The 26014-nt window shown below is 48.2% G+C and carries 34 protein-coding genes; all 34 read right to left on the bottom strand.

All coding sequences use genetic code 11. From position 1 onward, the window contains the following. Window positions 1–3: 3 nt before the first annotated feature. Entirely contained in the window at window positions 4–369 is a 366-nt protein-coding gene (rpsM, locus tag DPV68_RS10045; RefSeq protein ID WP_024372197.1) for a 30S ribosomal protein S13, read from the bottom strand. A gap of 19 nt (window positions 370–388) precedes the next feature. Beyond that, window positions 389–502, bottom strand: coding sequence for a 50S ribosomal protein L36 (gene rpmJ, locus DPV68_RS10040; protein WP_003156543.1), 114 nt, complete (start codon window positions 500–502; stop codon window positions 389–391). A gap of 30 nt (window positions 503–532) precedes the next feature. Next, the gene (gene infA / locus DPV68_RS10035; RefSeq protein ID WP_021066622.1) at window positions 533–751 is read right to left on the bottom strand and encodes a translation initiation factor IF-1; all 219 of its coding nucleotides are present in this window, start codon (window positions 749–751) and stop codon (window positions 533–535) included. A 105-nt stretch (window positions 752–856) separates the two neighbouring features. After that, window positions 857–1615, bottom strand: a complete 759-nt coding sequence (map, locus tag DPV68_RS10030) for a type I methionyl aminopeptidase (protein ID WP_034781687.1) — start codon at window positions 1613–1615, stop codon at window positions 857–859. Beyond that, window positions 1612–2262 (bottom strand): adenylate kinase, encoded by a 651-nt coding sequence (locus tag DPV68_RS10025; protein WP_114166698.1) that lies wholly within the window; start codon window positions 2260–2262, stop codon window positions 1612–1614. The genes map and DPV68_RS10025 overlap by 4 nt, the downstream gene beginning before the upstream one ends. Window positions 2263–2340: 78 nt before the next feature. Beyond that, window positions 2341–3630 carry a preprotein translocase subunit SecY gene (secY, locus tag DPV68_RS10020; RefSeq protein WP_114166696.1) on the bottom strand — a complete coding sequence of 430 codons (1290 nt, stop codon included), beginning with the start codon at window positions 3628–3630 and terminating at the stop codon, window positions 2341–2343. Beyond that, window positions 3630–4070 (bottom strand): 50S ribosomal protein L15, encoded by a 441-nt coding sequence (rplO, locus tag DPV68_RS10015; protein WP_114166694.1) that lies wholly within the window; start codon window positions 4068–4070, stop codon window positions 3630–3632. The genes secY and rplO overlap by 1 nt, the downstream gene beginning before the upstream one ends. 31 nt (window positions 4071–4101) lie before the next feature. Continuing rightward, a complete protein-coding gene (rpmD, locus tag DPV68_RS10010) occupies window positions 4102–4287 on the bottom strand; it encodes a 50S ribosomal protein L30 (protein WP_021066617.1) in 186 nt (61 codons plus the stop codon). Between the two features lie 15 nt (window positions 4288–4302). Further along, the gene (rpsE, locus tag DPV68_RS10005) at window positions 4303–4803 is read right to left on the bottom strand and encodes a 30S ribosomal protein S5 (protein ID WP_034817136.1); all 501 of its coding nucleotides are present in this window, start codon (window positions 4801–4803) and stop codon (window positions 4303–4305) included. Between the two features lie 20 nt (window positions 4804–4823). Next, complete coding sequence (gene rplR / locus DPV68_RS10000; RefSeq protein ID WP_012727661.1) at window positions 4824–5186, bottom strand: 50S ribosomal protein L18; 363 nt, start codon at window positions 5184–5186, stop codon at window positions 4824–4826. A 34-nt stretch (window positions 5187–5220) separates the two neighbouring features. Further along, window positions 5221–5760 carry a 50S ribosomal protein L6 gene (gene rplF / locus DPV68_RS09995; protein WP_114166692.1) on the bottom strand — a complete coding sequence of 180 codons (540 nt, stop codon included), beginning with the start codon at window positions 5758–5760 and terminating at the stop codon, window positions 5221–5223. Between the two features lie 33 nt (window positions 5761–5793). Continuing rightward, a complete protein-coding gene (gene rpsH, locus DPV68_RS09990) occupies window positions 5794–6192 on the bottom strand; it encodes a 30S ribosomal protein S8 (protein ID WP_021066614.1) in 399 nt (132 codons plus the stop codon). Between the two features lie 31 nt (window positions 6193–6223). After that, entirely contained in the window at window positions 6224–6493 is a 270-nt protein-coding gene (gene rpsN, locus DPV68_RS09985; protein WP_114166690.1) for a 30S ribosomal protein S14, read from the bottom strand. A gap of 20 nt (window positions 6494–6513) precedes the next feature. Next, window positions 6514–7053: a 50S ribosomal protein L5 gene (gene rplE, locus DPV68_RS09980; RefSeq protein WP_114166688.1), complete on the bottom strand. Its 540-nt coding sequence runs from the start codon at window positions 7051–7053 to the stop codon at window positions 6514–6516. A gap of 32 nt (window positions 7054–7085) precedes the next feature. Then, on the bottom strand, window positions 7086–7394 hold the full coding sequence (gene rplX / locus DPV68_RS09975; RefSeq protein WP_021066612.1) for a 50S ribosomal protein L24: 309 nt from the start codon (window positions 7392–7394) through the stop codon (window positions 7086–7088). 37 nt (window positions 7395–7431) lie between these two features. Further along, complete coding sequence (gene rplN, locus DPV68_RS09970) at window positions 7432–7800, bottom strand: 50S ribosomal protein L14 (RefSeq protein ID WP_012727667.1); 369 nt, start codon at window positions 7798–7800, stop codon at window positions 7432–7434. Between the two features lie 43 nt (window positions 7801–7843). After that, the gene (gene rpsQ, locus DPV68_RS09965) at window positions 7844–8104 is read right to left on the bottom strand and encodes a 30S ribosomal protein S17 (protein WP_021066611.1); all 261 of its coding nucleotides are present in this window, start codon (window positions 8102–8104) and stop codon (window positions 7844–7846) included. A gap of 33 nt (window positions 8105–8137) precedes the next feature. Beyond that, window positions 8138–8341 (bottom strand): 50S ribosomal protein L29, encoded by a 204-nt coding sequence (gene rpmC, locus DPV68_RS09960; RefSeq protein ID WP_012727669.1) that lies wholly within the window; start codon window positions 8339–8341, stop codon window positions 8138–8140. Further along, window positions 8328–8765 carry a 50S ribosomal protein L16 gene (gene rplP, locus DPV68_RS09955; protein ID WP_016508922.1) on the bottom strand — a complete coding sequence of 146 codons (438 nt, stop codon included), beginning with the start codon at window positions 8763–8765 and terminating at the stop codon, window positions 8328–8330. Before rplP ends, rpmC begins: the two co-directional genes overlap by 14 nt. A 32-nt stretch (window positions 8766–8797) precedes the next feature. Beyond that, complete coding sequence (rpsC, locus tag DPV68_RS09950; protein WP_114166686.1) at window positions 8798–9457, bottom strand: 30S ribosomal protein S3; 660 nt, start codon at window positions 9455–9457, stop codon at window positions 8798–8800. A 13-nt stretch (window positions 9458–9470) separates the two neighbouring features. Further along, the gene (gene rplV, locus DPV68_RS09945; protein ID WP_034781699.1) at window positions 9471–9803 is read right to left on the bottom strand and encodes a 50S ribosomal protein L22; all 333 of its coding nucleotides are present in this window, start codon (window positions 9801–9803) and stop codon (window positions 9471–9473) included. Window positions 9804–9823: 20 nt separating this feature from the next. Further along, on the bottom strand, window positions 9824–10099 hold the full coding sequence (gene rpsS / locus DPV68_RS09940; protein ID WP_012727673.1) for a 30S ribosomal protein S19: 276 nt from the start codon (window positions 10097–10099) through the stop codon (window positions 9824–9826). A gap of 66 nt (window positions 10100–10165) precedes the next feature. Continuing rightward, window positions 10166–10996 carry a 50S ribosomal protein L2 gene (gene rplB, locus DPV68_RS09935; protein ID WP_034781701.1) on the bottom strand — a complete coding sequence of 277 codons (831 nt, stop codon included), beginning with the start codon at window positions 10994–10996 and terminating at the stop codon, window positions 10166–10168. Between the two features lie 34 nt (window positions 10997–11030). Further along, window positions 11031–11312, bottom strand: coding sequence for a 50S ribosomal protein L23 (rplW, locus tag DPV68_RS09930; protein WP_034781704.1), 282 nt, complete (start codon window positions 11310–11312; stop codon window positions 11031–11033). Continuing rightward, window positions 11312–11935, bottom strand: a complete 624-nt coding sequence (gene rplD, locus DPV68_RS09925; protein WP_034781706.1) for a 50S ribosomal protein L4 — start codon at window positions 11933–11935, stop codon at window positions 11312–11314. Before rplD ends, rplW begins: the two co-directional genes overlap by 1 nt. Before the next feature lie 28 nt (window positions 11936–11963). After that, window positions 11964–12590 (bottom strand): 50S ribosomal protein L3, encoded by a 627-nt coding sequence (gene rplC, locus DPV68_RS09920; RefSeq protein WP_114166684.1) that lies wholly within the window; start codon window positions 12588–12590, stop codon window positions 11964–11966. A 61-nt stretch (window positions 12591–12651) separates the two neighbouring features. Further along, window positions 12652–12960 (bottom strand): 30S ribosomal protein S10, encoded by a 309-nt coding sequence (gene rpsJ / locus DPV68_RS09915; RefSeq protein ID WP_114166682.1) that lies wholly within the window; start codon window positions 12958–12960, stop codon window positions 12652–12654. Window positions 12961–13339: 379 nt separating this feature from the next. Next, entirely contained in the window at window positions 13340–13849 is a 510-nt protein-coding gene (locus DPV68_RS09910; RefSeq protein WP_114166681.1) for a hypothetical protein, read from the bottom strand. 98 nt (window positions 13850–13947) lie between these two features. Beyond that, window positions 13948–15135 (bottom strand): elongation factor Tu, encoded by a 1188-nt coding sequence (gene tuf, locus DPV68_RS09905; protein WP_034781710.1) that lies wholly within the window; start codon window positions 15133–15135, stop codon window positions 13948–13950. A gap of 115 nt (window positions 15136–15250) precedes the next feature. Further along, entirely contained in the window at window positions 15251–17329 is a 2079-nt protein-coding gene (gene fusA / locus DPV68_RS09900) for an elongation factor G (protein ID WP_114166679.1), read from the bottom strand. Between the two features lie 116 nt (window positions 17330–17445). Continuing rightward, the gene (gene rpsG, locus DPV68_RS09895) at window positions 17446–17913 is read right to left on the bottom strand and encodes a 30S ribosomal protein S7 (protein ID WP_021066600.1); all 468 of its coding nucleotides are present in this window, start codon (window positions 17911–17913) and stop codon (window positions 17446–17448) included. 47 nt (window positions 17914–17960) lie between these two features. Continuing rightward, a complete protein-coding gene (rpsL, locus tag DPV68_RS09890) occupies window positions 17961–18383 on the bottom strand; it encodes a 30S ribosomal protein S12 (protein WP_012727683.1) in 423 nt (140 codons plus the stop codon). A gap of 288 nt (window positions 18384–18671) precedes the next feature. Continuing rightward, entirely contained in the window at window positions 18672–22271 is a 3600-nt protein-coding gene (gene rpoC, locus DPV68_RS09885) for a DNA-directed RNA polymerase subunit beta' (protein WP_114166677.1), read from the bottom strand. A 22-nt stretch (window positions 22272–22293) separates the two neighbouring features. Then, the gene (gene rpoB, locus DPV68_RS09880; protein ID WP_034781750.1) at window positions 22294–25842 is read right to left on the bottom strand and encodes a DNA-directed RNA polymerase subunit beta; all 3549 of its coding nucleotides are present in this window, start codon (window positions 25840–25842) and stop codon (window positions 22294–22296) included. Window positions 25843–26014 lie beyond the last annotated feature (172 nt).

Raw genomic sequence — 26014 nt, 5'->3', positions numbered from 1 at the left:
CCTTTACTTCTTCTTGTTCGCTACTGTACGGCGTGGGCCTTTACGAGTACGCGAGTTGTTCTTCGTGTTTTGTCCGCGAACAGGGAGACTACGACGGTGACGAACACCGCGATATGCGCCGATCTCAATCAAACGTTTAATGTTGAGTGAAACTTCACGGCGAAGGTCACCTTCAACTTTAATTCCGTCAATTGCTTCACGGATACGGTTGATTTCGTCTTCTGTCAAATCACGTGTACGTGAATCTTCAGATACGTTTGCAGCCTTCAAAATTTCTTGTGCTCTTGTTTTACCAATACCAAAGATGTATGTGAGCGAAATAACGATACGTTTTTCGCGTGGAATATCTACACCAGCAATACGTGCCATGTGTGCACCTCCTCTAAGATTAACCTTGTTTTTGTTTGTGTTTCGGGTTTTCGCAAATTACCATTACTTTACCCTTACGACGAATAACTTTACATTTTTCGCAGATCGGTTTTACCGACGGTCTTACTTTCATGATTATACCCTCCTCCTGGAAAAATCGGAGTTACTTGTAACGGTACGTAATCCGCCCGCGAGTCAAGTCGTACGGAGACAACTCGACAGTTACGCGGTCACCTGGAAGGATTCGAATGTAGTGCATCCGAATTTTCCCTGAGACGTGCGCGAGCACCGTGTGGCCGTTTTCTAACTCCACTTTAAACATTGCGTTTGGAAGTGGTTCGACAACAGTGCCTTCCACTTCAATGACATCTTGTTTCGCCATCATTTATTCCCCTTTCTATATGAAGATATTTAGGAGCACAGACGATCTATCGCATTGTACTGTGAGAGAAGGATCCGTAACGGATCAGCACGAAGCAATAGAGCCTCATTCACCGGAATCGAGTTTCGTTAAAATCTCGTATCCATCGTCTGTGATGGCGATGGTGTGCTCAAAGTGGGCGCACATGCTACCGTCCACTGTCACAACTGTCCAGTTGTCAGCCAGTGTCCGAACATAGCGTTGACCAGCGTTGACCATTGGTTCAATGGCTAACGTCATTCCAGTCTTCAGGCGCGGCCCTTTCCCCGGTGGACCATAGTGCGGAATTTGCGGTTCTTCATGCAAATTTTGTCCGACACCATGACCGACGTATTCGCGGACGACAGAGAAATCATGAGATTCCACATACGCTTGAATCGCATGCGAAATATCTGTCAAACGCTGTCCAGCCTTAGCGTGCTCCAATCCTTTATACAGACTTTCTTCAGTCACGTCAAGTAACTGCTGTGTCTCTTCCGAGATTGTTCCCACTGGATACGTCCAAGCGGAATCTCCATGGTATCCGTTGTAGTAGGCACCGATGTCGATTGAGATGATATCCCCATCGTTCAATACCCGTTTTCCGGGAATCCCATGAACAAGCTCTTCGTTCACTGAAGCACAAACGCTACCGGTAAACCCGTTATAGCCTTTGAACGACGGTGTCGCACCTTGGCTGCGAATGTATTCTTCCGCGATCCGGTCGAGCTCAAGCGTCGTAATACCTGGTTTGATGTGCTCTTTGAGCACCTGGTGTGTTCGAGCAACAATTTGCCCAGCCTCACGCATAATCGCTATTTCACGAGGCGTCTTCGTGATGATCATTCAGTACCACCGAGTAACGCTTTGACATCGGCGTATACAACATCGATTGGACGATCTCCATCCAATGTACGAAGATACCCTTTTTCAGCGTAAAAGTCAATGAGTGGTTTCGATTGCTCGATGTTGACGTCAAGGCGACGGCGAACCGTTTCCTCTTTATCGTCTTCACGTTGCATGAGAGCCGACCCATCCACATCACAGATGCCTTCCACTTTAGGTGGATTGAAAATCACGTGATATGTCGCACCGCACGTCGGGCAGATCCAACGACCCGTCAAACGCGGGACGAGAATTTCCGCATCCACATCGATATTCACGACATGGTCAATCTGTTTTCCCAAATCTTTAAGCAAACTTTCGAGTGCCTCTGCTTGAGCAACAGTACGCGGGAATCCATCGAGCAGGAAGCCTTTTTCCGTATCATCTTGACTCAAGCGCTCACGTACGATTCCGATTGTTACCTCATCCGGTACGAGTTCACCTTTATCCATGAACGATTTTGCTTCTTTGCCGAGTGGCGTTCCGCCTTTGATTGCCGCACGAAACATGTCGCCTGTCGAAATATGTGGGATTTGGTACTCTTCAACGATTTTAGCCGCTTGAGTTCCTTTCCCTGCACCCGGTAAGCCCATGAGTACTAGATTCATCTCAGTTAGCCTCCAGTTTTGATTTTCACAACACGTCGTAAACACGACAGGAAGGAAGGGTGTACCCTTCCTTCCGCTTTAACGGATAAAGCCTTTGTAGTGTCGTTTTACGAGTTGACTTTCAATTTGTTTCATCGTTTCGAGGGCTACCCCAATCACGATCAACAAGCTCGTTCCTCCGATTTGCACCGAAGTCGGGAGGCCGGCAAGCTTAATGAAGATTGTCGGCATGATCGCGACAAGCGATAAGAAAATCGCTCCGAAGAAAGTCAATCGATAGAGCAACTTCGTGATGTACTGTTCTGTTTGCGCCCCAGGACGAATCCCAGGAATATAGCCACCTTGCTTCTGCAGGTTTTCTGCCATCTGTTCAGGGTTGACCTGAATGAATGTGTAGAAGTAAGTGAACGCGATGATGAGCGCTACGTAGATGGACATTCCGATTGGAGATGTCGTATCGAAGTAGGTCTGCAACTTCTGCGTCGTTTCTGGAGAAGCAATGAAGCTTGCAACAGTTGGTGGTGTCACCATGAAGGAAATCGCAAAGATGACCGGGATGACACCGGCAGCGTTTAGTTTGATTGGCAAATGCGTCGACTGTCCGCCCACAGGGGTACGGTTCGCCGTGCGTTTTGCGTACTGAATCGGAATTTTGCGAGCGGCCTGTTGAACATAAATGATCCCCATGGTCACTGCAAGAATGACGAGCAATAGCACAACCAAGTAAACGATGTTAATAAATAGCGCATCTCCAGCATTTTGGAGTTTTGTTTCATAAATCTGCGTAAAGATTCTTGGGAAACCAGCGACGATACCGGCGAAGATAATGATGGAAATACCATTCCCAACACCTTTCTCCGTCGTCATCTCACCGAGGAACATCAAGAACGCCGTACCTGCAGTCAGTACGATCGCGATCACGAAATAGGTTGCCGTACCCCACGTCTCGTTGACGAGACCTGGATAGAGGCGGTTAAAGCCGAACGACAATGACGTCGCTTGGATAAACCCTAAGATGATCGTCCCATAGCGCGTGACCGTCGCTAGCTTTTTACGCCCAGACTCACCTTGTTTTGCCCATTCGGCAAACTTCGGAACGACGTCCATTTGTAAGAGCTGCACAACGATCGATGCCGTGATGTACGGCATGATCCCCATAGCGAACAGGGAGAAGTTCTGTAAAGCATTTCCTCCAAACAAGTTCAAGAAGTCTAAAAGACCACCTGAGTCAAAACGCAACACATCCGTATTCACCATCGGCACCGGGATATGGGCCCCGATGCGGAAAATGATGATGATTGCGAGTGTGAAGAGAATACGCTGTCGAATATCTTTCACGCGCCACATATTGGAGATCGTCTGAAACATCAGATCACCTCAACTGAACCGCCAGCTGCTTCGATCGCTTCTTTCGCTGCACCCGAGAATTTGTTGGCTTTTACAGTCAATTTTGTTTCAAGCTTGCCGTTAGCAAGTACTTTGATTCCGTCTTTAGCAGAGCTGACAACACCAGTCTCGATTAAGAGTTCTGGAGTAACTTCAGTACCTGCCTCGAAACGGTTAAGCGTGTCTAGGGAAACAACTGTATACTCTTTACGAGTAGGGTTGTTGAAACCGCGTTTTGGAAGACGACGGTAAAGTGGGTTTTGCCCACCTTCAAATCCTGGACGAACGCCACCGCCCGAACGAGCTTTTTGACCTTTATGTCCACGGCCAGAAGTTTTACCGTTACCAGTCGCCATACCGCGACCGACACGGTTGCGTTCGTGACGCGAACCTGGAGTTGGCTTCAATTCATGGAGTTTCATAGTGGCACCTCCTTATTTAGTAAGATCTATATTATTCGTTAATTTCGTTTACAGTCACAAGGTGCGACACTTTTTTGATCATACCGCGCATCGCTACGTTGTCAGGGACAACGACAGTCTGATGCATTTTACGAAGACCGAGTGTACGTACTGTTACACGCTGATCTTCCGGACGACCAATAGTGCTGCGTGTGAGGGTGATTGCGAGTTTCGCCATGTCTAATTCCCTCCCTTATTTAAGAAGTTCTTCTACGCTTTTACCGCGTAGTTTAGCAACTTCCTCTGCTTTTTTAAGCTCTGTCAAGCCTTGTACCGTCGCACGGACGATGTTGATTGGTGTGTTAGATCCAAGCGATTTCGAAAGGATGTCACCTACACCTGCGAGTTCGAGCACTGCACGAACTGGACCACCTGCGATAACCCCAGTACCTTCAGAAGCTGGTTTCATGAATACACGACCTGCTCCGAATACTCCTGTGATTTCGTGTGGAATTGTTGTACCGACCATCGGTACTTGAACCATGTTTTTCTTAGCGGCTTCAATAGCCTTGCGGATCGCTTCTGGCACCTCTTGTGCCTTACCTGTACCGAAACCGACGTGACCATTTTTGTCACCTACGACGACGAGAGCGGCGAAACGGAAGCGACGGCCACCTTTCACGACTTTCGCGACGCGGTTTACGGTAACAACGCGTTCTTCAAGTTGTTCCATGTTAACGTCTAACTGGCGCATCGAGTGTCCCCTCCTTTTTATTAGAATTTAAGACCTGCTTCACGAGCTGCTTCAGCAACAGCTTTGACGCGGCCATGATAGAGGTATCCACCACGGTCGAACACAACAGTGTCGATACCTTTCTCGAGTGCACGTTCAGCTGCAAGTTTACCAACAGCTTTCGCTGCTTCAACGTTGCCGCCGTTTGTAAGATCGAGAGCTTTATCTTTCGAAGATGCTGACACAAGCGTTGTTTGTGCTGCATCATCGATGAGTTGAACGTAGATGTGCTTGCTCGAGCGGAATACGTTCAAACGTGGACGAGCTGCTGTCCCTGTGATCGTACGACGTACACGAGCATGACGTTTCTTACGAACTGCATTTTTGTCTGCTTTTGTGATCATTTATGCCACTCCTTTCCGTTCATTTCGTGACGAATTACTTACCAGTCTTACCTTCTTTACGGCGAATACGTTCATCAGAGTAACGAACACCTTTACCTTTGTAAGGTTCTGGAGCACGGTACGAGCGGATTTGAGCTGCAACGTGACCCACGCGCTCTTTGTTAATCCCTTTAACGATGATTTGCGTGTTTGAAGGAACTTCGATCTCAATACCTTCTTCAGCAACGTACTCGATTGGGTGCGAGTAACCGAGGCTGAGGACGAGTTTGTTACCTTGCTTAGCTGCACGGTAACCAACCCCTGAGATCTCAAGTGTTTTCTGGAATCCGTTCGACACACCTTCTACCATGTTGGCGATAAGGGCACGTGTCGTACCGTGGATCGTACGGTTCTCTTTCGAGTCATCCGGACGAACGACAGTCAATTCGTTTTCTTCAATTTTGACTTCCAAGGCTGGGTTAGCTGAAAGCGAAAGTTCACCTTTAGCACCTTTTACTGTGACCATGTTGTCTTCTGCAACCGTAACAGTAACGCCAGCTGGAATCGTAACTGGTTTTTTACCAATACGTGACATTGATTACACCTCCGTTCTTGTTAGAAAAGTGACTTACCAGATGTAGGCGAGCACTTCGCCGCCGACTTGTTGTTGGCGAGCTTCTTTATCAGTCATAAGACCTTTTGATGTCGAAAGAACTGCGATACCGAGTCCTCCGAGTACTTTTGGTACTTCATCAGCTTTTGCGTATACACGAAGACCTGGTTTCGAAATGCGTTTGAGACCAGTGATAACACGTTCGTTGCTTGCTCCGTATTTAAGGAACAGACGAAGTGTACCTTGCTTAGCGTCCTCGATATATTCAACATCGCGAATGAAACCTTCACGCTTGAGGATCTCTGCAACCTCACGTTTGATATTAGAAGCTGGAAGCTCTAATTTTTCATGGCGAACCATGTTAGCGTTACGGATACGTGTAAGCATATCTGCAATTGGGTCTGTCATTACCATGCGATGTACCTCCTTTCACACTGTTAGTGGATTACCAACTTGCTTTTTTAACACCAGGGATTTGACCTTTGTATGCAAGATCACGGAACTTGATACGGCTGATCCCGAATTTACCCATGTAACCATGCGGACGACCTGTGATACGGCAACGGTTATGAAGACGTACAGGTGAAGAGTTACGTGGCAATTTGCTGAGTCCGATGTAGTCGCCTTCAGCTTTCAATTGTGCACGTTTCTCAGCGTACTGGGCAACGAGTTTCTCGCGTTTGATTTCGCGATTCACCATTGACTTTTTAGCCATGTTGTCGACCTCCCTTTAGATTATTTTTGGAATGGCATTCCGAGAAGTGTGAGCAATTCACGAGCTTCTTCGTCTGTTTTCGCTGTTGTAACAACAACGATGTCCATACCGCGTACTTTCGTTACTTTATCGTAATCGATCTCAGGGAAAATAAGTTGCTCTTTCACACCAAGCGTGTAGTTACCGCGTCCGTCGAATGCTTTCTTCGATACACCGCGGAAGTCACGTACACGTGGAAGTGAAACAGTTACTAATTTGTCGAGGAAATCGTACATACGCTCGCCACGAAGAGTAACCTTCGCACCGATTGGCATGCCTTCACGAAGTTTGAAACCAGCGATTGATTTCTTAGCCTTCGTTACGAGTGGTTTTTGACCAGAAAGAATTGATAATTCTTCCACTGCCATGTCAAGCGCCTTCGAGTTCGAAACAGCGTCACCTACACCCATGTTGATGACGATCTTGTCGACCTGCGGGACTTGCATAACTGAGTCATAGTTGAATTTATCCATCATCGCTTTCACGATGTCGCTTTTATACTTCTCTTGCAAACGGTTCATAGTCGAATGGACCTCCTTTCGTCACGTTCTTCTTATTTATCGAGTACTTCGCCCGATTTCGCGACACGAACTTTTTTACCATCGACTACTTTGAAACCAACGCGAGTCGGTTTGCCCGTTTTAGGGTCGAGTGGCATGACGTTCGAGACGTGAATTGGTGCTTCGATTTCAAGGATACCGCCTTGTGGATTCGCTTGTGATGGTTTCGAGTGTTTTTTAATCACGTTGATACCTTCTACGACTACGCGGTTCTTGCTTGGCATCGCTTTGAGGATAACCCCTTGCTTGCCTTTATCTTTACCAGACATTACCTGGACTGTATCGCCTTTTTTAACATGCATCGTTTTGCGCACCTCCTTATAGGATTGAAATTGGAAATTAAAGTACTTCCGGTGCCAACGAAACGATCTTCATGAATTCTTTTTCACGAAGTTCACGTGCAACTGGCCCGAAGATCCGAGTGCCGCGTGGGCTCTTGTCATCTTTGATGATGACTGCTGCGTTCTCATCGAAACGGATGTACGAACCATCTTTACGACGAGCGCCGCGTTTTGTACGAACGACAACTGCTCTGACAACGTCACCTTTTTTAACAACGCCACCTGGTGTTGCTTGTTTTACCGTCGCGACGATGATGTCACCGATGTTGGCAGTCTTACGACCTGAACCACCGAGGACTTTAATTGTCAACAGTTCACGCGCGCCAGAGTTGTCTGCTACTTTCAAGCGAGATTCTTGTTGAATCATGCGAGTGTACCTCCCTCCGGATGTTTATAGATCCGAACTGTTATTAGATGATTACTGATTCTTCTACTACTGTTACGAGACGGAAACGTTTGTCTTTAGAAAGCGGACGTGTTTCCGCGATGCGTACTACATCGCCGATTTTAGCGACATTGTTCTCATCGTGCGCTTTAAATTTCTTCGTGTAGTTTACACGTTTGCCATAAAGCTTATGACGTACTTTTGTTTCAACTGCAACGACGATCGTTTTGTCCATTTTGTCAGACACGACGCGTCCAGTGAGTACTTTACGCTTATTGCGTTCCATGAGTGTTACCTCCTCTTAAAGAATCCGATTAGATTAGCCGTTGTTGATGCCGAGTTCGCGTTCACGAAGAATCGTTTTAGCACGCGCAATCGACTTGCGTACTTCACGGATACGAGCAGGATTCTCAAGCTGACCTGTAGCTAATTGGAAACGAAGGTTAAAGAGTTCTTCTTTCCACTCGCCTACTTTACCGTTGAGCTCTTCAGTTGTTGATTGACGGAGATCAGTTGCTTTCATTCGTATCACCACCATTTTCTTCACGTTTCACGAACTTACATTTAACTGGAAGTTTGTGCGCTGCAAGACGAAGTGCCTCACGTGCGACTTCCTCAGATACACCCGCGATTTCAAACATAACTTTGCCAGGCTTAACTACAGCTACCCAGCCTTCTGGAGCACCTTTACCCGAACCCATTCGGACTTCGAGAGGCTTTTTCGTGTATGGTTTGTGTGGGAAGATCTTGATCCACACTTTACCGCCACGTTTCATATAACGTGTCATTGCGATACGTGCTGATTCGATTTGACGGTTTGTGATCCAGCTCGCTTCGAGCGATTGGAGACCGAATTCACCGAAATGTACTGTTGTGCCGCGTTTTGCATTCCCGCGCATTTTACCACGGTGTACACGACGATATTTCACGCGTTTAGGTAACAACATAGTGTGTTGCCTCCTTCCTGAAAGAGTGTTTATTATTCAGCGTTTTTAGCTGTGTTGTTTTTTGTTGGAAGAACTTCACCATGGTACAACCAGACTTTGATTCCGATTTTACCATAAGTTGTGTCAGCTTCAGCTGTTCCGTAATCGATATCGGCACGGAGTGTGTGAAGTGGAACTGTTCCTTCCGAGTACTTCTCTGAACGAGCGATATCAGCGCCACCAAGACGACCAGAAACTTCTGTTTTGATCCCTTTGATGCCAGTGCGCATCGAACGTTGGATTGATTGTTTCATTGCACGACGGAATGACACACGGCCTTCCAATTGACGAGCGATGTTTTCAGCAACAAGTTTCGCTACAGCATCAGCATTTTTCACTTCAACAACGTTGATGTGAACACGTTTGCCTTCAGCAAGCTTGATGATGTTTTTGCGGAGTGACTCGATTTCCGAACCACCTTTACCGATAACCATACCTGGTTTCGCAGTGTGAAGCGAAATGTTCACGCGGTTTGCAGCGCGTTCGATTTCTACTTTAGAAATACTAGCATCCTTCATTTTGTTTTCGATGTATTCACGAATAACGTAGTCTTCATGAAGGAGATCTGCGTAGTCTTTCTCAGCGTACCAACGCGAATCCCAGTCTTTGATAATACCAACGCGAAGACCGTGCGGATTTACCTTTTGACCCACTACATATCCCTCCTTATTTCTCAGTTACCACGATGTGGATGTGGCTTGTGCGTTTGTTAATACGGCTTGCGCGACCCATCGCACGTGGGCGGAAGCGTTTGAGTGTTGGACCTTCGTTGACGTAGATTTCCGACACCACAAGGTTCTCAATATTCATATCGTAGTTGTGCTCTGCGTTTGCAATCGCTGACTTCAATACTTTTTCAACGATTGGCGACGCTGCCTTGTTCGTGTGAGCAAGGACAGAGAGCGCTTCGCCGACTTGTTTCCCGCGAATTAAGTCTACAACGAGACGTGCTTTGCGAGGAGCAAGACGGACCATATTAGCTGATGCTTTAGCTTGCATGGATTTGACCTCCCCTCAAATTACCGTTTCGTTTTCTTGTCTGATCCGTGACCTTTGTACGTGCGTGTTGGAGCGAATTCACCAAGTTTGTGACCGACCATGTCTTCTGTCACGAATACTGGTACGTGTTTGCGACCATCGTGTACACCGAACGTGTGACCCATGAATTCTGGGAAGATTGTCGAGCGACGTGACCAAGTTTTGATGACTTGCTTCTCACCAGATTCGTTGAGTTTGTCAACTTTAGCGAGCAAATGGTGATCTGCGAATGGACCTTTTTTCAAGCTGCGACCCATGATAGAACCTCCCTTTGGAATGATTCGGGAACGGCCCTTTCGAACCGCCCGAGAATCATGTAGTAATTATTTCTTACGGCGACGAAGGATGTACATGTCGCTCGATTTGTTTTTCTTACGTGTTTTGAGACCAAGAGCTGGTTTACCCCAAGGAGTAAGTGGGCCCGAACGACCGATTGGCGCACGACCTTCACCACCACCGTGTGGGTGATCAACCGGGTTCATGACAGAACCACGTACTGTTGGGCGTTTGCCTAACCAACGTGAACGTCCTGCTTTACCGATGTTTACGAGTTCGTGTTCTTCGTTACCAACTGAACCGACTGTCGCGCGGCAAGTGCCGAGGAACAAGCGTGATTCACCTGATTGAAGACGAACGATGACGTACTTGCCGTCACGTCCTTGGATTTGTGCCGATGCACCAGCCGCACGAACAAGCTGACCGCCCTTACCAGGCTTAAGCTCGATGTTGTGGATAGTAGTACCGACAGGGATGTTCACGAGTGGAAGAGCGTTCCCCACTTTGATATCCGCCTCAGGACCAGACATGATTTCCATGCCTACTTTGATGCCCTTAGGAGCGAGGATGTAACGTTTCTCACCATCTGCATAGTTGATAAGGGCGATGTTTGCTGAACGGTTTGGATCGTATTCGATCGTAGCAACGCGTCCGACGATGCCATCTTTGTTACGTTTGAAATCGATGATACGGTATTTGCGTTTGTGCCCGCCACCTTGGTGACGTACAGTCAAACGACCTTGGTTGTTACGACCGCCTTTTTTCGAAAGCTTTTCAGTTAACGATTTTTCAGGACGATTCGTTGTGATCTCTGCAAAGTCGAGAGATGTCATGTTACGGCGACCGTTAGTGGTCGGCTTAAACTTTTTAATTGCCATCGAGGATTCCCTCCTTTTCTTCTAAGGTAGTAAATTAACCGAGGAAGTCGATTGTGTTGCCTTCAGCAAGGGTTACGATCGCTTTTTTACGACGAGCTGTGTAACCAGAGTGACGACCGACACGTTTCGCTTTCGGTTTCATGTTCATTGTGTTTACCGAAGCAACTTTCACATTGAAGATTGTTTCGATAGCGTACTTCACTTGCGATTTAGTCGCTTTAACGTCGATCTCGAAAACGTATTTGTTAGCTTCCATGAGGCTAACAGAACGCTCAGTGATGATAGGACGTTTGATGATATCGTATGCTTGAGCCATTATGCAAGCACCTCCTCTACCTTCGCAACCGCATCTTTAGTGAAGATGACTTTGTCGTTAGCAACGAGGTCAAGAACGTTAACGCCTGCTGCCTCGATCACAGTCACTCCTGGGATGTTACGAGCTGCGAGAGCGATAGTCTCATTGTAGTCCGCTGTGACTACAAGAGCCTTACGTTCTACTGACAAGCTGTTCAATACAGCTGCCATGTCTTTTGTTTTTGGTGCATCGAAAGCAAGGCCTTCGAGGACGATCATCTCGTTATTTTTCACTTTCGACGAGAGCGCCGAGAGAAGTGCTAAACGACGAACTTTTTTAGGAAGCTTGTAAGAGTATGAACGTGGTGTTGGACCGAAGACTGTACCACCACCAACCCATTGTGGTGAGCGGATCGAACCTTGGCGCGCACGACCAGTTCCCTTTTGTTTCCATGGTTTACGGCCGCCACCGCGTACTTCCGAGCGACCTTTCGTATCGTGAGTACCTTGACGGCGTGATGCTTGTTGCATGACGATCGCGTCATAAAGTACTGAGTCATTTGGCTCGATCCCGAAGATGGCTTCTGCCAATTCGATTTCGCCAACTTGTGAACCTGTTTGGTTAAGCAAAGCTACTTTAGGCATTCGTAATTCCTCCTTTCCGTGCAGTTAATTAGTTACCCTTTACCGCTGTTTTGATGATGACGTTCGACTTGCGAGCGCCTGGGATTGCGCCTTTAACGAGTACAAGACCGCGTTCCACGTCAACTTTGACAACTTCAAGGTTTTGAATCGTTTTACGCTCGCCACCCATTTGACCAGGAAGAAGCTTCCCTTTAAATACGCGGTTAGGAGCTACAGGACCCATCGAACCAGGACGACGGTGGTAGCGCGAACCGTGAGCCATTGGTCCACGTGATTGTCCGTGACGCTTGATCGCACCTTGGAATCCTTTACCTTTCGAAGTACCTGTTACGTCTACTAATTCACCTGCAGCGAAAATGTCCGCCTTGATCTCTTGACCGATTTCGTATCCTTCTACTGAAGTACGAATCTCTTTGATGAAGCGCTTAGGTGTCGCACTTGCTTTCGCAGCGTGACCTTTTGCCGGTTTGTTTTGACGTGATTCCTTGATGTCTCCGAAACCAAGTTGAACTGCTTCGTAACCGTCTGTTTCAACTGTTTTAAGTTGAAGTACGACGTTTCCTTCGACAGCAACTACTGTTACCGGTACGACTTCGCCTGCTTCGTTGAAGATTTGAGTCATACCAAGTTTTGTTCCTAAGATTCCTTTAGCCATGAGATACACCTCCTGTTTAATAATTATTGTCTCTTCTGGCTAGTATCTACTATATGAAGAATTAAAGTTTGATTTCGATGTCAACACCTGATGGTAATTCGAGGCGCATAAGCGCATCAACCGTTTTTGGTGTTGGGTTAACGATGTCGATCAAGCGTTTGTGTGTACGCATCTCGAACTGCTCACGAGCATCTTTGTACTTGTGAACCGCACGAAGGATCGTGTAGATCGATTTTTCAGTTGGAAGCGGGATTGGTCCCGAAACCTTTGCACCTGAACGCTTCGCAGTTTCCACGATTTTCTCAGCTGATTGATCGAGTACGCGATGGTCGTATGCTTTTAAACGAATACGGATTTTTTCATTTGCCATGTAAGTTTCCCTCCTTTGTCGCCTATTTTTAAAAATAGACAGTTCTCCGCGGAAATTTCCACACCGGCCATGGCAAAGCTGCCTGGCGTGTCATAACCTCCCGCTTCATCGCAGCGTGCTTGTGTCAGCAGAGGCATCCGATCATTGCAAATCAACGATTGGACCCGATTTCTGCTGTAAAGTCTCTCACCACTCGCACAAACACTTAATCATTATATCGAATCCACATATGAAATGCAAGAATTGATTTTTTGAATTGTGCCGGATGTCTGGTGCGTTATTCAACGTTCACTAATGTAACAAGATTTGACCCCTTTTGCAAGCTATTTTCCTTCTTTTGTTGAACTATTTGTTTGAGGAACTGCCTGGCCAACTCGACCTAGCGTTTCATATGGCCTCCGAAGCGTTCCGTAACAGATTCGATAATTGAGGCGGGGGCTCGTTTCAAACACGTTTGGACGATTGTCTCATCAAGCGCGTTTGTCTCGAAGTGATGCGTCAGTCGATCAAGTTTATCCTTTCGGTTCATCACCGTGTATAATACGATCCATTCCTCGAGATGCATCCAACTGCCGGTCGGTTCAATATATGGATGCGTATAAATCCCGTCGGTGCACTTCATCCGGAAACTGGCCATCACGTCAATGTCTCCGCCTTCGAATTCATATTCCCCAAAGTAGGTCGTAACGTAATCGGGATGTGGCGCCGACTCGACTTTCTTCCCGGCACGGCTCAACACTTGATCCAATCGCTCGAATTGATCCGGTTCGACGAATACATCCAAGTCATTCGTCGTCTCAACGATTCCATGATGCTTCAATAACGTCGACCCACCGAACCGACACGCAACCCCATTTAAGCGACATAACGTTTCGACTTGCTTTTCCATACTCGTCTTCCCTCCCTGCAACATATGTCCCATCTTACCACGTCTCGCCATAAAATAAAAAAGCAGCCCACAAAATGCGGACTGCTTAAAGACATCGATTACTCGATGATTTCAGTTACTGAACCAGCGCCTACTGTACGGCCACCCTCACGGATTGAGAAACGTGTTCCGTCTTCGATCGCGATTGTAGAAATCAATTCGATCGTCAACTCGATGTTGTCTCCTGGCATTACCATTTCAGTACCTTCTGGAAGGTGAACGATACCTGTTACGTCAGTTGTACGGAAGTAGAACTGCGGACGGTAGTTCGCGAAGAATGGCGTGTGACGGCCACCCTCTTCTTTAGAAAGAACGTAGATTGAAGCTTTGAATTTTGAGTGTGGCGTGATTGAACCTGGCTTAGCAAGTACTTGTCCACGCTCGATGTCTTCACGTGATACACCACGGAGAAGAGCACCGATGTTGTCGCCAGCTTCAGCGTAGTCGAGAAGCTTACGGAACATCTCTACACCAGTACATACAGTTTTCTTAGTTTCTTCTGTAAGACCAACGATTTCAACTTCGTCGTTGACGCGGAGAACACCACGCTCAACACGACCAGTCGCTACAGTACCGCGACCAGTGATTGAGAATACGTCCTCAACTGGCATCATGAATTCTTTGTCCGTGTCACGAACTGGCTCAGGGATGTACTCATCAACTGCGTTCATGAGTTCCATGATTTTTTCTTCCCACTGAGCTTCGCCGTTAAGCGCGCCAAGTGCAGAACCTTTGATTACAGGAAGGTCGTCGCCTGGGAAGTCGTACTCAGAAAGAAGTTCACGGATTTCCATTTCAACGAGCTCGAGGAGTTCTTCGTCGTCAACCATGTCAACTTTGTTCATGAATACGACGATGAAAGGAACACCTACTTGACGTGAAAGAAGGATGTGCTCACGTGTTTGTGGCATTGGGCCATCAGTTGCAGAAACAACGAGGATCGCGCCGTCCATTTGTGCAGCACCAGTGATCATGTTTTTAACATAGTCAGCGTGACCTGGGCAGTCAACGTGTGCATAGTGGCGTTTGTCTGTTTCGTACTCGATGTGAGCTGTTGCGATTGTGATACCGCGCTCACGCTCTTCTGGAGCACCATCGATTGCGTCAAACTTTGTAGCTGTTTTGCCTTGTGCTTTTGAAAGTACAGCTGAGATCGCTGCAGTCAAAGTTGTTTTACCGTGGTCGACGTGGCCGATTGTACCAACGTTAACGTGCGGTTTAGAACGGTCGAATTTTTCTTTACCCATTCTAGATTCCTCCTCTATTAGACAATTAGTTTTTTATTTAACTAGGAAGACGTAGGCTACTTTTAACATACGTCTTCCTTAGCTTACAACAATCAATTCAGCGTTACAACCGTTATTAGCCGTTCGCTTTTTTGATGATTTCTTCTGCGATTGACTTCGGCACTTCTTCATAGTGGTCGAAGTGCATCGAGTACGTTCCACGTCCTTGCGTACGTGAACGAAGCGATGTCGCATAGCCAAACATTTCTGAAAGTGGAACCATTGCTTTAACGACTTGAGCGTTACCGCGTGCTTCCATACCTTCTACGCGTCCACGGCGTGACGTGACGTCACCCATGATGTCTCCCAAGTATTCTTCTGGGATGACAACTTCAACACGCATCATTGGCTCAAGGATGACAGCTTTCGCTTGCTCCTTAAGTTGTTTAACCGCCATCGAAGCAGCAACTTTAAACGCCATCTCGTTCGAGTCGACATCGTGGTACGATCCGAAGACGAGAGCAGCTTTAACGTCAACTACTGGGTAACCCGCGAGGATACCGTTTTCGAGAGCTTCTTCAATCCCGCTTTGAACAGCTGGGACGTATTCACGTGGTACAACACCACCGACGATTTTGTTCTCGAATGCGAATCCAGCGCCTTCTTCGTTCGGCTCGAATTCTACGACAACGTGACCGTACTGACCGCGACCACCTGATTGACGTACGAATTTCGAATCGATCTTCGCAGCGCCACGGATTGTCTCACGGTAAGCAACTTGTGGTGCACCGACGTTAGCTTCTACTTTGAATTCGCGACGCATACGGTCAACGAGGATATCAAGGTGAAGCTCACCCATACCAGAGATGATTGTTTGACCAGTCTCTTGGTTTGTTTCAGTGCGGAAAGTTGGATCCTCTTCTGCGAGTTTCGCGAGAGCTTGACCCATCTTGTCTTGGTCAGCTTTCGATTTAGGCTCGATTGCGACCGAGATAACTGGTTCTGGGAATGTCATTGACTCGAGAACGACGTTGTCTTTCTCTGAGCAAAGCGTATCACCAGTCGTAGTATCTTTAAGACCAACAGCTGCGGCGATGTCACCAGCATATACCATTGGAATTTCTTCACGGCTGTTCGCGTGCATCTGAAGGATACGACCGAGGCGCTCGCGCTTACCTTTAGTCGAGTTCTTCACATACGAACCAGCTTGTGCTGTACCAGAGTACACACGGAAGAATGTCAATTTACCGACGTAAGGGTCAGTCATGACTTTGAACGCAAGTGCCGAGAATGGCGCTTCGTCCGAAGGTTCACGCGTGATTTCTTCTTCTGTATCGAGGTTAACCCCTTTGATTGACTCAACGTCAACTGGTGACGGGAGGTAATCAACAACAGCGTCCAACATCAATTGAACACCTTTGTTTTTGAAGGCCGAACCAACGAGTACAGGGTAGAATTCTACGCTAAGCGTTGCTTTACGAATACCAGCTTTGAGTTCTTCAATTGAGATCTCTTCGCCTTCGAGGTATTTCATCATCAACTCTTCGTTGTAGTCCGCAACCGCTTCGATCAATTGACCACGAAGTTCTTCAGCTTGGTCAGCCATGTCAGCTGGGAAGCCATCGATTACTTCGATGTCAGTACCGAGGTCGTTTGAGTACATGTACGTCTTCATCTCAACGAGGTCAACGATTCCTTTGAATTCGTCTTCCGCGCCAATTGGAAGTTGGATTGGGTGTGCATTTGCCTGGAGACGCTCGTGAAGTGTTTTCACCGAGTACAAGAAGTCCGCACCGATCTTATCCATCTTGTTGACGAATACGACACGTGGAACACCATAAGTCGTCGCTTGACGCCATACAGTTTCTGTTTGTGGTTCAACACCTGACTGTGCGTCAAGTACTGCAACTGCGCCATCAAGTACACGGAGTGAACGTTCAACTTCAACTGTGAAGTCTACGTGTCCAGGTGTATCGATGATGTTTACACGGTGGCCATTCCACTGTGCAGTTGTCGCAGCAGAAGTGATCGTGATTCCACGCTCTTGCTCCTGCTCCATCCAGTCCATTTGTGAAGCTCCTTCATGAGTTTCACCAATTTTGTGGATACGACCTGTGTAATAAAGAATACGTTCAGTTGTTGTCGTTTTACCGGCATCAATGTGAGCCATGATCCCGATGTTACGAGTATTCTTTAGGGAGAATTCTCTTGCCATACTGGGTATTCTCCTTCCGCATGTGTTTTTCGTGTGCTGGCACACGATATGATTATACCCGAAAGCCACTCCATTAAGCCACCGCTTGGTGACGTGGAGTGGTCTTTACGTTTAACTTACCAACGATAGTGAGCAAACGCTTTGTTCGCTTCTGCCATCTTATGCATGTCTTCGCGTTTCTTAACAGACGCACCAGTGTTGTTGGCTGCATCCATGATTTCGTTCGCGATACGTTGCTCCATCGTTTTCTCGTTGCGGAGACGAGCGTAGTTCACGAGGTAACGAAGACCAAGTGTCGTACGGCGCTCTGGACGAACTTCAACAGGAACTTGGTAGTTTGCTCCACCAACACGGCGAGCTTTAACTTCAAGTACAGGCATGATGTTGTTCATTGCTTCTTCGAACACTTCCATAGGCTCTTTGCCTGAGCGTTCAGCGATGAGGCCAAATGCGTTGTAAATGATAGTTTGAGCTGTACCTTTTTTACCGTCTAACATGACACGGTTAATGAGGCGAGTTACCAATTTCGAGTTGTAGATCGGATCTGCGATAACGTCACGACGTTCTGCACGGTTTTTACGCATCCGAGTACCCTCCTTTCAAAATTTCAGTAGTTTTTAGTTGGCGAGAATTACTTCTTCGCAGCTTTCGGACGTTTCGTACCGTATTTAGAACGGCCTTGCATACGTCCGTCCACACCTGCAGTGTCAAGCGCACCACGAACGATGTGGTAACGTACCCCTGGTAAGTCTTTTACACGTCCTCCACGGATAAGAACAACGCTGTGCTCTTGAAGGTTGTGGCCAATACCTGGAATGTACGCAGTCACTTCGATTTGGTTAGTCAAACGAACACGAGCATACTTACGTAATGCCGAGTTCGGTTTCTTCGGAGTCATTGTACCAACACGTGTACAAACACCACGTTTTTGTGGCGAGCTCACGTTTGTTTGTGACTTGATGAAACTGTTGTAACCTTTGTTAAGTGCTGGAGAGTCAGATTTAACGACTTTCGATTTACGTCCTTTACGGACTAACTGGTTGATAGTAGGCATCTTTGAAGATCCTCCCTTCCTGAATGTTGCTTTTTTCTAGACCCACCGACCCGGGTGGTTCATTTAAGGTCATAACGAAACGCTTTTACGAGGCGTAGGCATTCCATGACCTCGCAAAAACGTGAGTTATACCTTGAAAGTGGCAATAATAGCAGCCAAACCTTTCCGAAGAAAGATCGGGTGACGTCCAAGTAGCTTGCCGACTGCTGGACACCGTTGTCATCGACAACAACCGATTGGCGGCACTAAATCATAGTAGCACCGCCAACCTATGCTGTCAAGACGTTTTTATTCGACTGTCGTGTCTTCGAGGACGGCTTTCGTCTCTTCTTCTTTGAGTTGAACATCACGGTAAACCGGCATCCCAGTACCAGCTGGAACGAGTTTCCCGATGATGACGTTCTCTTTGAGTCCAAGGAGATAGTCGCGCTTGCCTTTGATGGCAGCATCTGTCAATACACGAGTCGTTTCTTGGAACGAAGCGGCCGAGAGGAACGAATCTGTCTCAAGCGACGCTTTCGTGATTCCGAGAAGGACCGGTTTCGCCGTCGCCGGGCTCTTGCCTTCACGGAGCGCATCTTTACACGCTTCCTTGAAGACGCTGATGTCGACGAGCGAACCAGGGAGGAGCGGCGTATCACCAGACTCGATGACTTTGACGCGGCGAAGCATTTGGCGAACCATGACTTCGACGTGTTTGTCGCCGATCTCTACCCCTTGCATCCGATAAACTTTTTGTACTTCTTGGAGAAGGTAGTTTTGTACGCCAGATACACCACGGACGGCGAGCAATTCTTTCGGATCGATCGAACCTTCCGTGAAGACTTCTCCCGCTTCTACCGTATCTCCGATTTGAACACGGAGACGTGCTCCGAACGGGATCGTGTACGTGCGTGTCTCACTAAGTCCTTCGACGGTGAGTTCCCGCTTGTCACGCGATTCTGTAAAGTCAATGACCGTACCAGGGATTTCCGAGATGACCGCTTGCCCTTTCGGGTTACGGGCCTCAAATACCTCTTGGATACGTGGAAGACCTTGTGTGATATCATCTCCGGCTACCCCACCTGTGTGGAAGGTACGCATTGTAAGCTGCGTTCCTGGTTCACCGATTGATTGCGCGGCGATGATTCCGACAGCTTCGCCGACTTCAACGTTCGAGCCAGTCGCCAAGTTGCGGCCGTAACATTTCTTACATACGCCGTGTGACGTGTTACATGTAAAGGCTGTACGGATTTCAACTCGTTCGATTCCAGCGTCGACGATGTCGCGAGCGAGATCTTCGGTAATCAATTGGTTCTTCTCGACCATGACTTCACCCGTTTCCGGATGTGCCACTGTCTCGAACGCTGTACGGCCGACGAGGCGGTCATACAAGTTTTCGATTTCTTCCGTGCCTTCGCGGAGAGCGGCAACGCGGATTCCGCGGTCCGTTCCACAATCTTCTTCACGGATGATGACATCTTGGGCTACGTCAACAAGACGACGCGTCAAATAACCTGAGTCAGCCGTCTTAAGGGCTGTATCGGCAAGACCTTTACGCGCACCGTGCGTCGAGATGAAGTACTCTTGTACCGTCAGACCTTCACGGAATGAAGATTTGATCGGAAGTTCGATGATGCGGCCAGATGGAGCGGCCATCAAACCACGCATCCCTGCGAGCTGCGTGAAGTTGGACGCGTTACCACGGGCACCTGAGTCAGACATCATGAAGATTGGGTTCAAGCGATTGAGGGATTTCATCAATCGTGATTGAATCTCATCCTTCGCTTCGTTCCAAGAACGTACAACGCGCTCGTAACGCTCATCTTCAGTGATGAGACCGCGACGGAATGACTTCATGATTTGATCGACTTGAGTTTGCGCTTCATCAAGGATCTCTTGTTTGTCCGGAAGAACGATGATATCAGCGATTCCGACCGTCACACCGGCTTTCGTCGAGTGTTTGAAGCCGAGATCTTTCATCCGGTCAAGCATGCGGCTTGTTTCAGTCGTTTCAAACTTCTGGAACACTTCCGCGATGACTTTTCCAAGGAATCCTTTTTTGAACGGTTCAACCAAAGGACGTGAAGCGATTTCTTCCGCTACGTTGGCACCTTTGTCGATAAAGTACTTGTCAGGCGTTGCTTCCTGTAAGTTTTCCATCGTCGGCTCGTTCAAGTATGGGAACGTGTTCGGCAAGATCTCGTTAAAGATCATTTTTCCGACCGTTGTGATCAATAATTTCTCGTTTTGTTCATCTGTGAACGTCGGGTTGTTGAGCGTGCGTGCTGGAAGAGCGACACGTGTATGCAAGTGGACATAGCCATTTTGATACGCGATGAGCGCTTCGTTCACGTTCGACAAAATTTTCCCTTGTCCGACGGCATCGTCGCGTTCAAGCGAGATGTAGTAGTTACCGAGGACCATATCTTGCGATGGTGTAACAACTGGTTTACCGTCTTTCGGGTTCAAGATGTTTTGCGCTGCGAGCATGAGAAGACGAGCTTCCGCTTGTGCTTCAGCAGAAAGTGGTACGTGAACCGCCATTTGGTCACCATCGAAGTCGGCGTTATAAGCCGTACATACGAGCGGGTGAAGGCGAATCGCGCGACCTTCGACGAGAATCGGTTCGAAAGCTTGAATCCCTAGTCGGTGAAGCGTTGGGGCACGGTTCAAGAGAACCGGATGCTCACGAATGACTTCTTCGAGGACGCCCCAAATTTCTGGTTGCATCTTCTCGATTTTACGTTTGGCGTTCTTGATGTTCGACGCGATGCCGCGACCGACAAGTTCTTTCATCACGAACGGTTTGAAGAGTTCAAGTGCCATCTCTTTCGGGAGACCACATTGGTACATCTTCAAGTTTGGACCAACGACAATAACCGAACGTCCTGAATAGTCGACCCGTTTACCAAGAAGGTTTTGACGGAAACGACCTTGTTTCCCTTTCAACATGTGTGAAAGTGATTTCAACGGACGGTTACCTGGTCCTGTGACCGGACGACCACGACGACCATTGTCGATGAGAGCGTCAACCGCTTCTTGAAGCATACGCTTCTCGTTTTGCACGATGATGTTCGGCGCGCCGAGGTCGAGCAAACGTTTGAGACGGTTGTTACGGTTGATGACTCGACGATACAAATCGTTCAAGTCAGATGTCGCAAAGCGTCCACCGTCGAGCTGCACCATCGGGCGAAGTTCAGGCGGAATGACAGGAAGTACTTCGAGGATCATCCAATCTGGATCATTGCCTGACGTGAAGAATGCATCGAGCACTTCAAGACGTTTAATCGCACGTGTACGACGTTGACCTTGAACTGTCTTCAATTCTTCGCGGAGTTCTCCGACTTCCTTCTCGAGTTGCACGTCTTGAAGGAGTGTCCGGATTGCTTCCGCACCCATGTCTGCTTTGAAGTCACTACCGTATTTTTCACGGTAGAGACGGTATTCTTTTTCCGAGAGAAGTTGTTTCTTCTCAAGCGGAGTGTCACCTGGCTCCGTCACGACGTACGACGCGAAATAGATTACTTCTTCGAGCGCACGTGGTGACATGTCGAGAACAAGCCCCATTCGGCTTGGAATCCCTTTGAAGTACCAGATGTGCGAAACTGGTGCCGCGAGCTCGATATGGCCCATACGCTCGCGACGCACTTTCGCTTTCGTCACTTCAACGCCACAGCGGTCACAAATGACTCCTTTATAACGGATCCGTTTGTATTTCCCGCAGTAACATTCCCAGTCTTTCGTAGGACCGAAGATTCGTTCACAGAACAATCCGTCCTTCTCTGGTTTGAGTGTACGATAGTTGATCGTTTCCGGCTTTTTGACTTCCCCGTAAGACCACGAACGGATCTTCTCCGGTGAAGCCAAGCCGATTTTCATATATTCAAATCGATTAACATCTACCAAGGGGCCGACCTCCCTTTTCGCCTTATTCCTCTTCCGTAACAGTCGGTTGAACGACTTGTTCTAACGCCGATGTTGCGTTCGGGATGTTGTCGTCATCTTCATCTTTCATTTCAACTTCTTCATCGTCCGCAGACATCATCTTGACTTCCATACCGAGCGCTTGGAGCTCTTTAATCAAGACGCGGAACGACTCAGGAACGCCCGCTTTCGGAACGCTCTCACCTTTCACGATGGCCTCGTATGCTTTCACACGACCAACCGTGTCATCCGACTTGATCGTAAGGATTTCTTGGAGCGTGTAGGCTGCGCCGTACGCTTCAAGTGCCCAAACTTCCATCTCACCGAAACGCTGTCCACCGAATTGTGCTTTACCACCGAGCGGTTGCTGCGTGACGAGCGAGTATGGTCCTGTCGAACGTGCGTGAAGTTTATCATCAACCATGTGCGCGAGTTTGATCATGTACATGACACCGACCGAGACGCGGTTATCGAACGCTTCACCAGTACGACCGTCATAGAGACGAGTCTTGGCATCTTTGTCCATTCCAGCTTCTTCAATCGTTGCCCATACGTCTTCCTCACGCGCACCATCGAATACAGGTGTCGCCACTTTGATGCCGAGCTTTTTAGCCGCCATTCCAAGGTGGAGTTCGAGTACCTGACCGATGTTCATCCGTGATGGTACACCTAGTGGGTTAAGCATGATGTCAATCGGTGTGCCGTCCGGCATATATGGCATGTCTTCTTCAGGAAGGATACGCGAGATAACACCTTTGTTACCGTGACGTCCCGCCATCTTATCCCCTTCGTGAATCTTACGTTTTTGAACGATGTAGACACGAACCATTTGGTTCACGCCTGGTGAGAGTTCGTCACCGTTTTCACGGTCAAACACTTTGACGTCCAAAATGATGCCGTCGCCGCCGTTTGGTACACGGAGTGACGTATCACGGACTTCACGTGCCTTCTCACCGAAGATCGCGTGCAAGAGACGCTCTTCCGCCGTCAATTCAGTCACACCTTTAGGCGTAACTTTACCGACGAGGATATCGCCATCCTTGACTTCCGCACCGATGCGGATGATCCCACGGTCGTCCAAGTTGCGAAGCGCGTCATCACCGACGTTTGGAATATCACGTGTGATTTCCTCAGGTCCGAGTTTCGTGTCGCGTGATTCTGACTCGTACTCTTCGATATGAATCGATGTGTACACGTCATCTTTCACGAGGCGTTCACTCATGATGATCGCATCCTCATAGTTGTAACCGTCCCATGTCATGAAGGCGACGACGACGTTACGGCCGAGCGCGAGCTCACCCATATCCATCGACGGACCGTCAGCAAGGATTTCTCCTTTTTCGACACGGTCGCCAGCAGCGATGATCGGCTTCTGGTTGTAGCATGTCCCTTGGTTCGAACGGACATACTTTTGAAGTTTGTAGCGGTCAAGGTCACCTGACACCTCAGAACCGTTCACGTCAGACGTGCGGCGGACCAAGATTTCACGTGCTGTGACACGCTCGACGACACCTGGGAATTTCGCGATGATCGCGGCTCCAGAGTCTTTCGCTGACACGTACTCCATCCCAGTACCGATAATCGGTGAATCTGGCTGAAGAAGTGGTACAGCTTGACGTTGCATGTTCGCTCCCATGAGGGCACGGTTCGAGTCATCGTTCTCGAGGAACGGGATACATGCCGTCGCGGCAGAAACAACCTGTTTCGGCGAAACGTCCATGTAATCGACTCGGTTCGGCTCAACTGACAAGTTTTGTCCGCGGAAACGGCAAAGGACTTGTTCGTTGGCGAATCCGCCTTCTTCTGTGAGCGGCATGTTCGCCTGGGCGACGACGTAGAGATCTTCTTCATCCGCCGTCATATATTGAATCTCGCTCGTGACGAGACCTGTTTCTGGGTCGACTCGACGGTACGGTGCTTCGATGAAGCCGTACTCGTTTACTTTCGCATAAGACGAAAGTGAGTTGATGAGACCGATGTTCGGTCCCTCCGGTGTTTCGATTGGACACATCCGACCGTAGTGCGAATAGTGTACGTCTCGAACTTCGAAACCGGCACGCTCACGTGTCAAACCACCCGGTCCGAGTGCAGAGAGACGACGCTTGTGCGTGAGCTCTGCGAGCGGGTTTGTTTGGTCCATGAACTGTGACAATTGCGAACTACCGAAGAACTCTTTAAGCGATGCGATTACCGGACGAATGTTGATAAGCGCCTGTGGTGTGATCGCGTTTTGATCTTGAATCGACATCCGTTCTTTAACGACACGTTCCATACGAGAAAGCCCGATCCGGAATTGGTTTTGGAGAAGTTCTCCGACTGAACGAAGACGACGGTTTCCTAAGTGGTCGATGTCATCTGTTGTTCCGACTTCGTGTAGTAAGTTAAAGAAGTAGTTGATCGATGCGATGATATCAGCCGGCGTGATGTGTTTCACGCTGCGGTCGATATTGCCGTTACCGATAATGTTCAAGATACGCTCCCCATCTGGGTCATCTGGTGAGATTACTTTGATCGATTGAAGACCGAACGGTTCACCTTCAGCGACGCCGCCTGTCGGCTCAGCATCCATATAACCGAGGCCGTTCTCCAAGTGCGGAAGAACGCGGTCAAGGTTGCGACGATCGAGAATAGTTCCAGCTTCGGCGATGACTTCGCCTGTTTCTGGGTCCACGAGCGTCTCGGCCAATTTTTGACCGAAGAGGCGGTTTTTAAGATGAAGTTTTTTGTTCATCTTATAGCGACCGACGTTGGCAAGGTCGTAACGTTTTGGGTCGAAGAAACGTGACACGAGAAGTGACTTCGCGTTCTCAACCGTTGGTGGTTCACCAGGGCGGAGACGCTCGTAAATCTCGATTAACGCTTTTTCTGTTGATTCCGTATTATCTTTTTCAAGGGTGTTGCGAAGGTATTCGTCATCCCCGAGAAGATCGATAATCTCTTGGTCCGTACCGAATCCGAGCGCACGCAACAACACCGTTACCGGGATTTTACGGGTACGGTCGATACGAACGTAAACGATATCTTTGGCGTCTGTCTCAAGTTCGAGCCATGCCCCGCGGTTCGGAATGACTGTCGCACCGAAACCACGCTTACCGTTTTTATCGAGTTTGGCGTTGTAATAAACGCTCGGCGAACGAACAAGCTGGGAAACGATAACGCGTTCTGCACCGTTAATGATAAACGTTCCCGATTCTGTCATGAGTGGGAAATCCCCCATGAACACCTCTTGTTCTTTGAGCTCACCTGTCTCTTTGTTTTGCAGACGCACTTTTACGCGAAGTGGCGCAGAGTAAGTAACGTCTCGCTCCTTCGACTCATCAATCGAATACTTCGGCTCACTGAGCGAATAATCGATGAACTCGAGCACGAGGTTTCCAGTGAAGTCGGAGATTGGCGAAATGTCCGTGAACATCTCTTTCAATCCTTCACGCAAGAACCACTCGTAAGAAGCAGTTTGAATTTCAATCAAATTCGGAAGCTCTAATACCTCACTGATACGGGCAAAGCTTCTTCTCTGACGGTGACGACCGTACTGAACAAGTTGACCAGTCAACTGATTCACCTCTCAGACCCCCAATTCTCTATCGAATTTTTCGGGCGTAATAATCGAACATTGTCATTGAATGTCGCCCCTTTTCCGCGTCTAAAAAGCGGCAAACGCGGCAGTTCAAAGCGAATTCCATTCCAATGGCATTTTATAATGTTAGCATATACGTTATAGCGAG

Source organism: Exiguobacterium sp. TNDT2, assembly GCF_003331145.1.
Taxonomy (GTDB): Bacteria; Bacillota; Bacilli; order Exiguobacteriales; family Exiguobacteriaceae; genus Exiguobacterium.
This window is presented reverse-complemented; position numbering and strand designations above follow the sequence as displayed.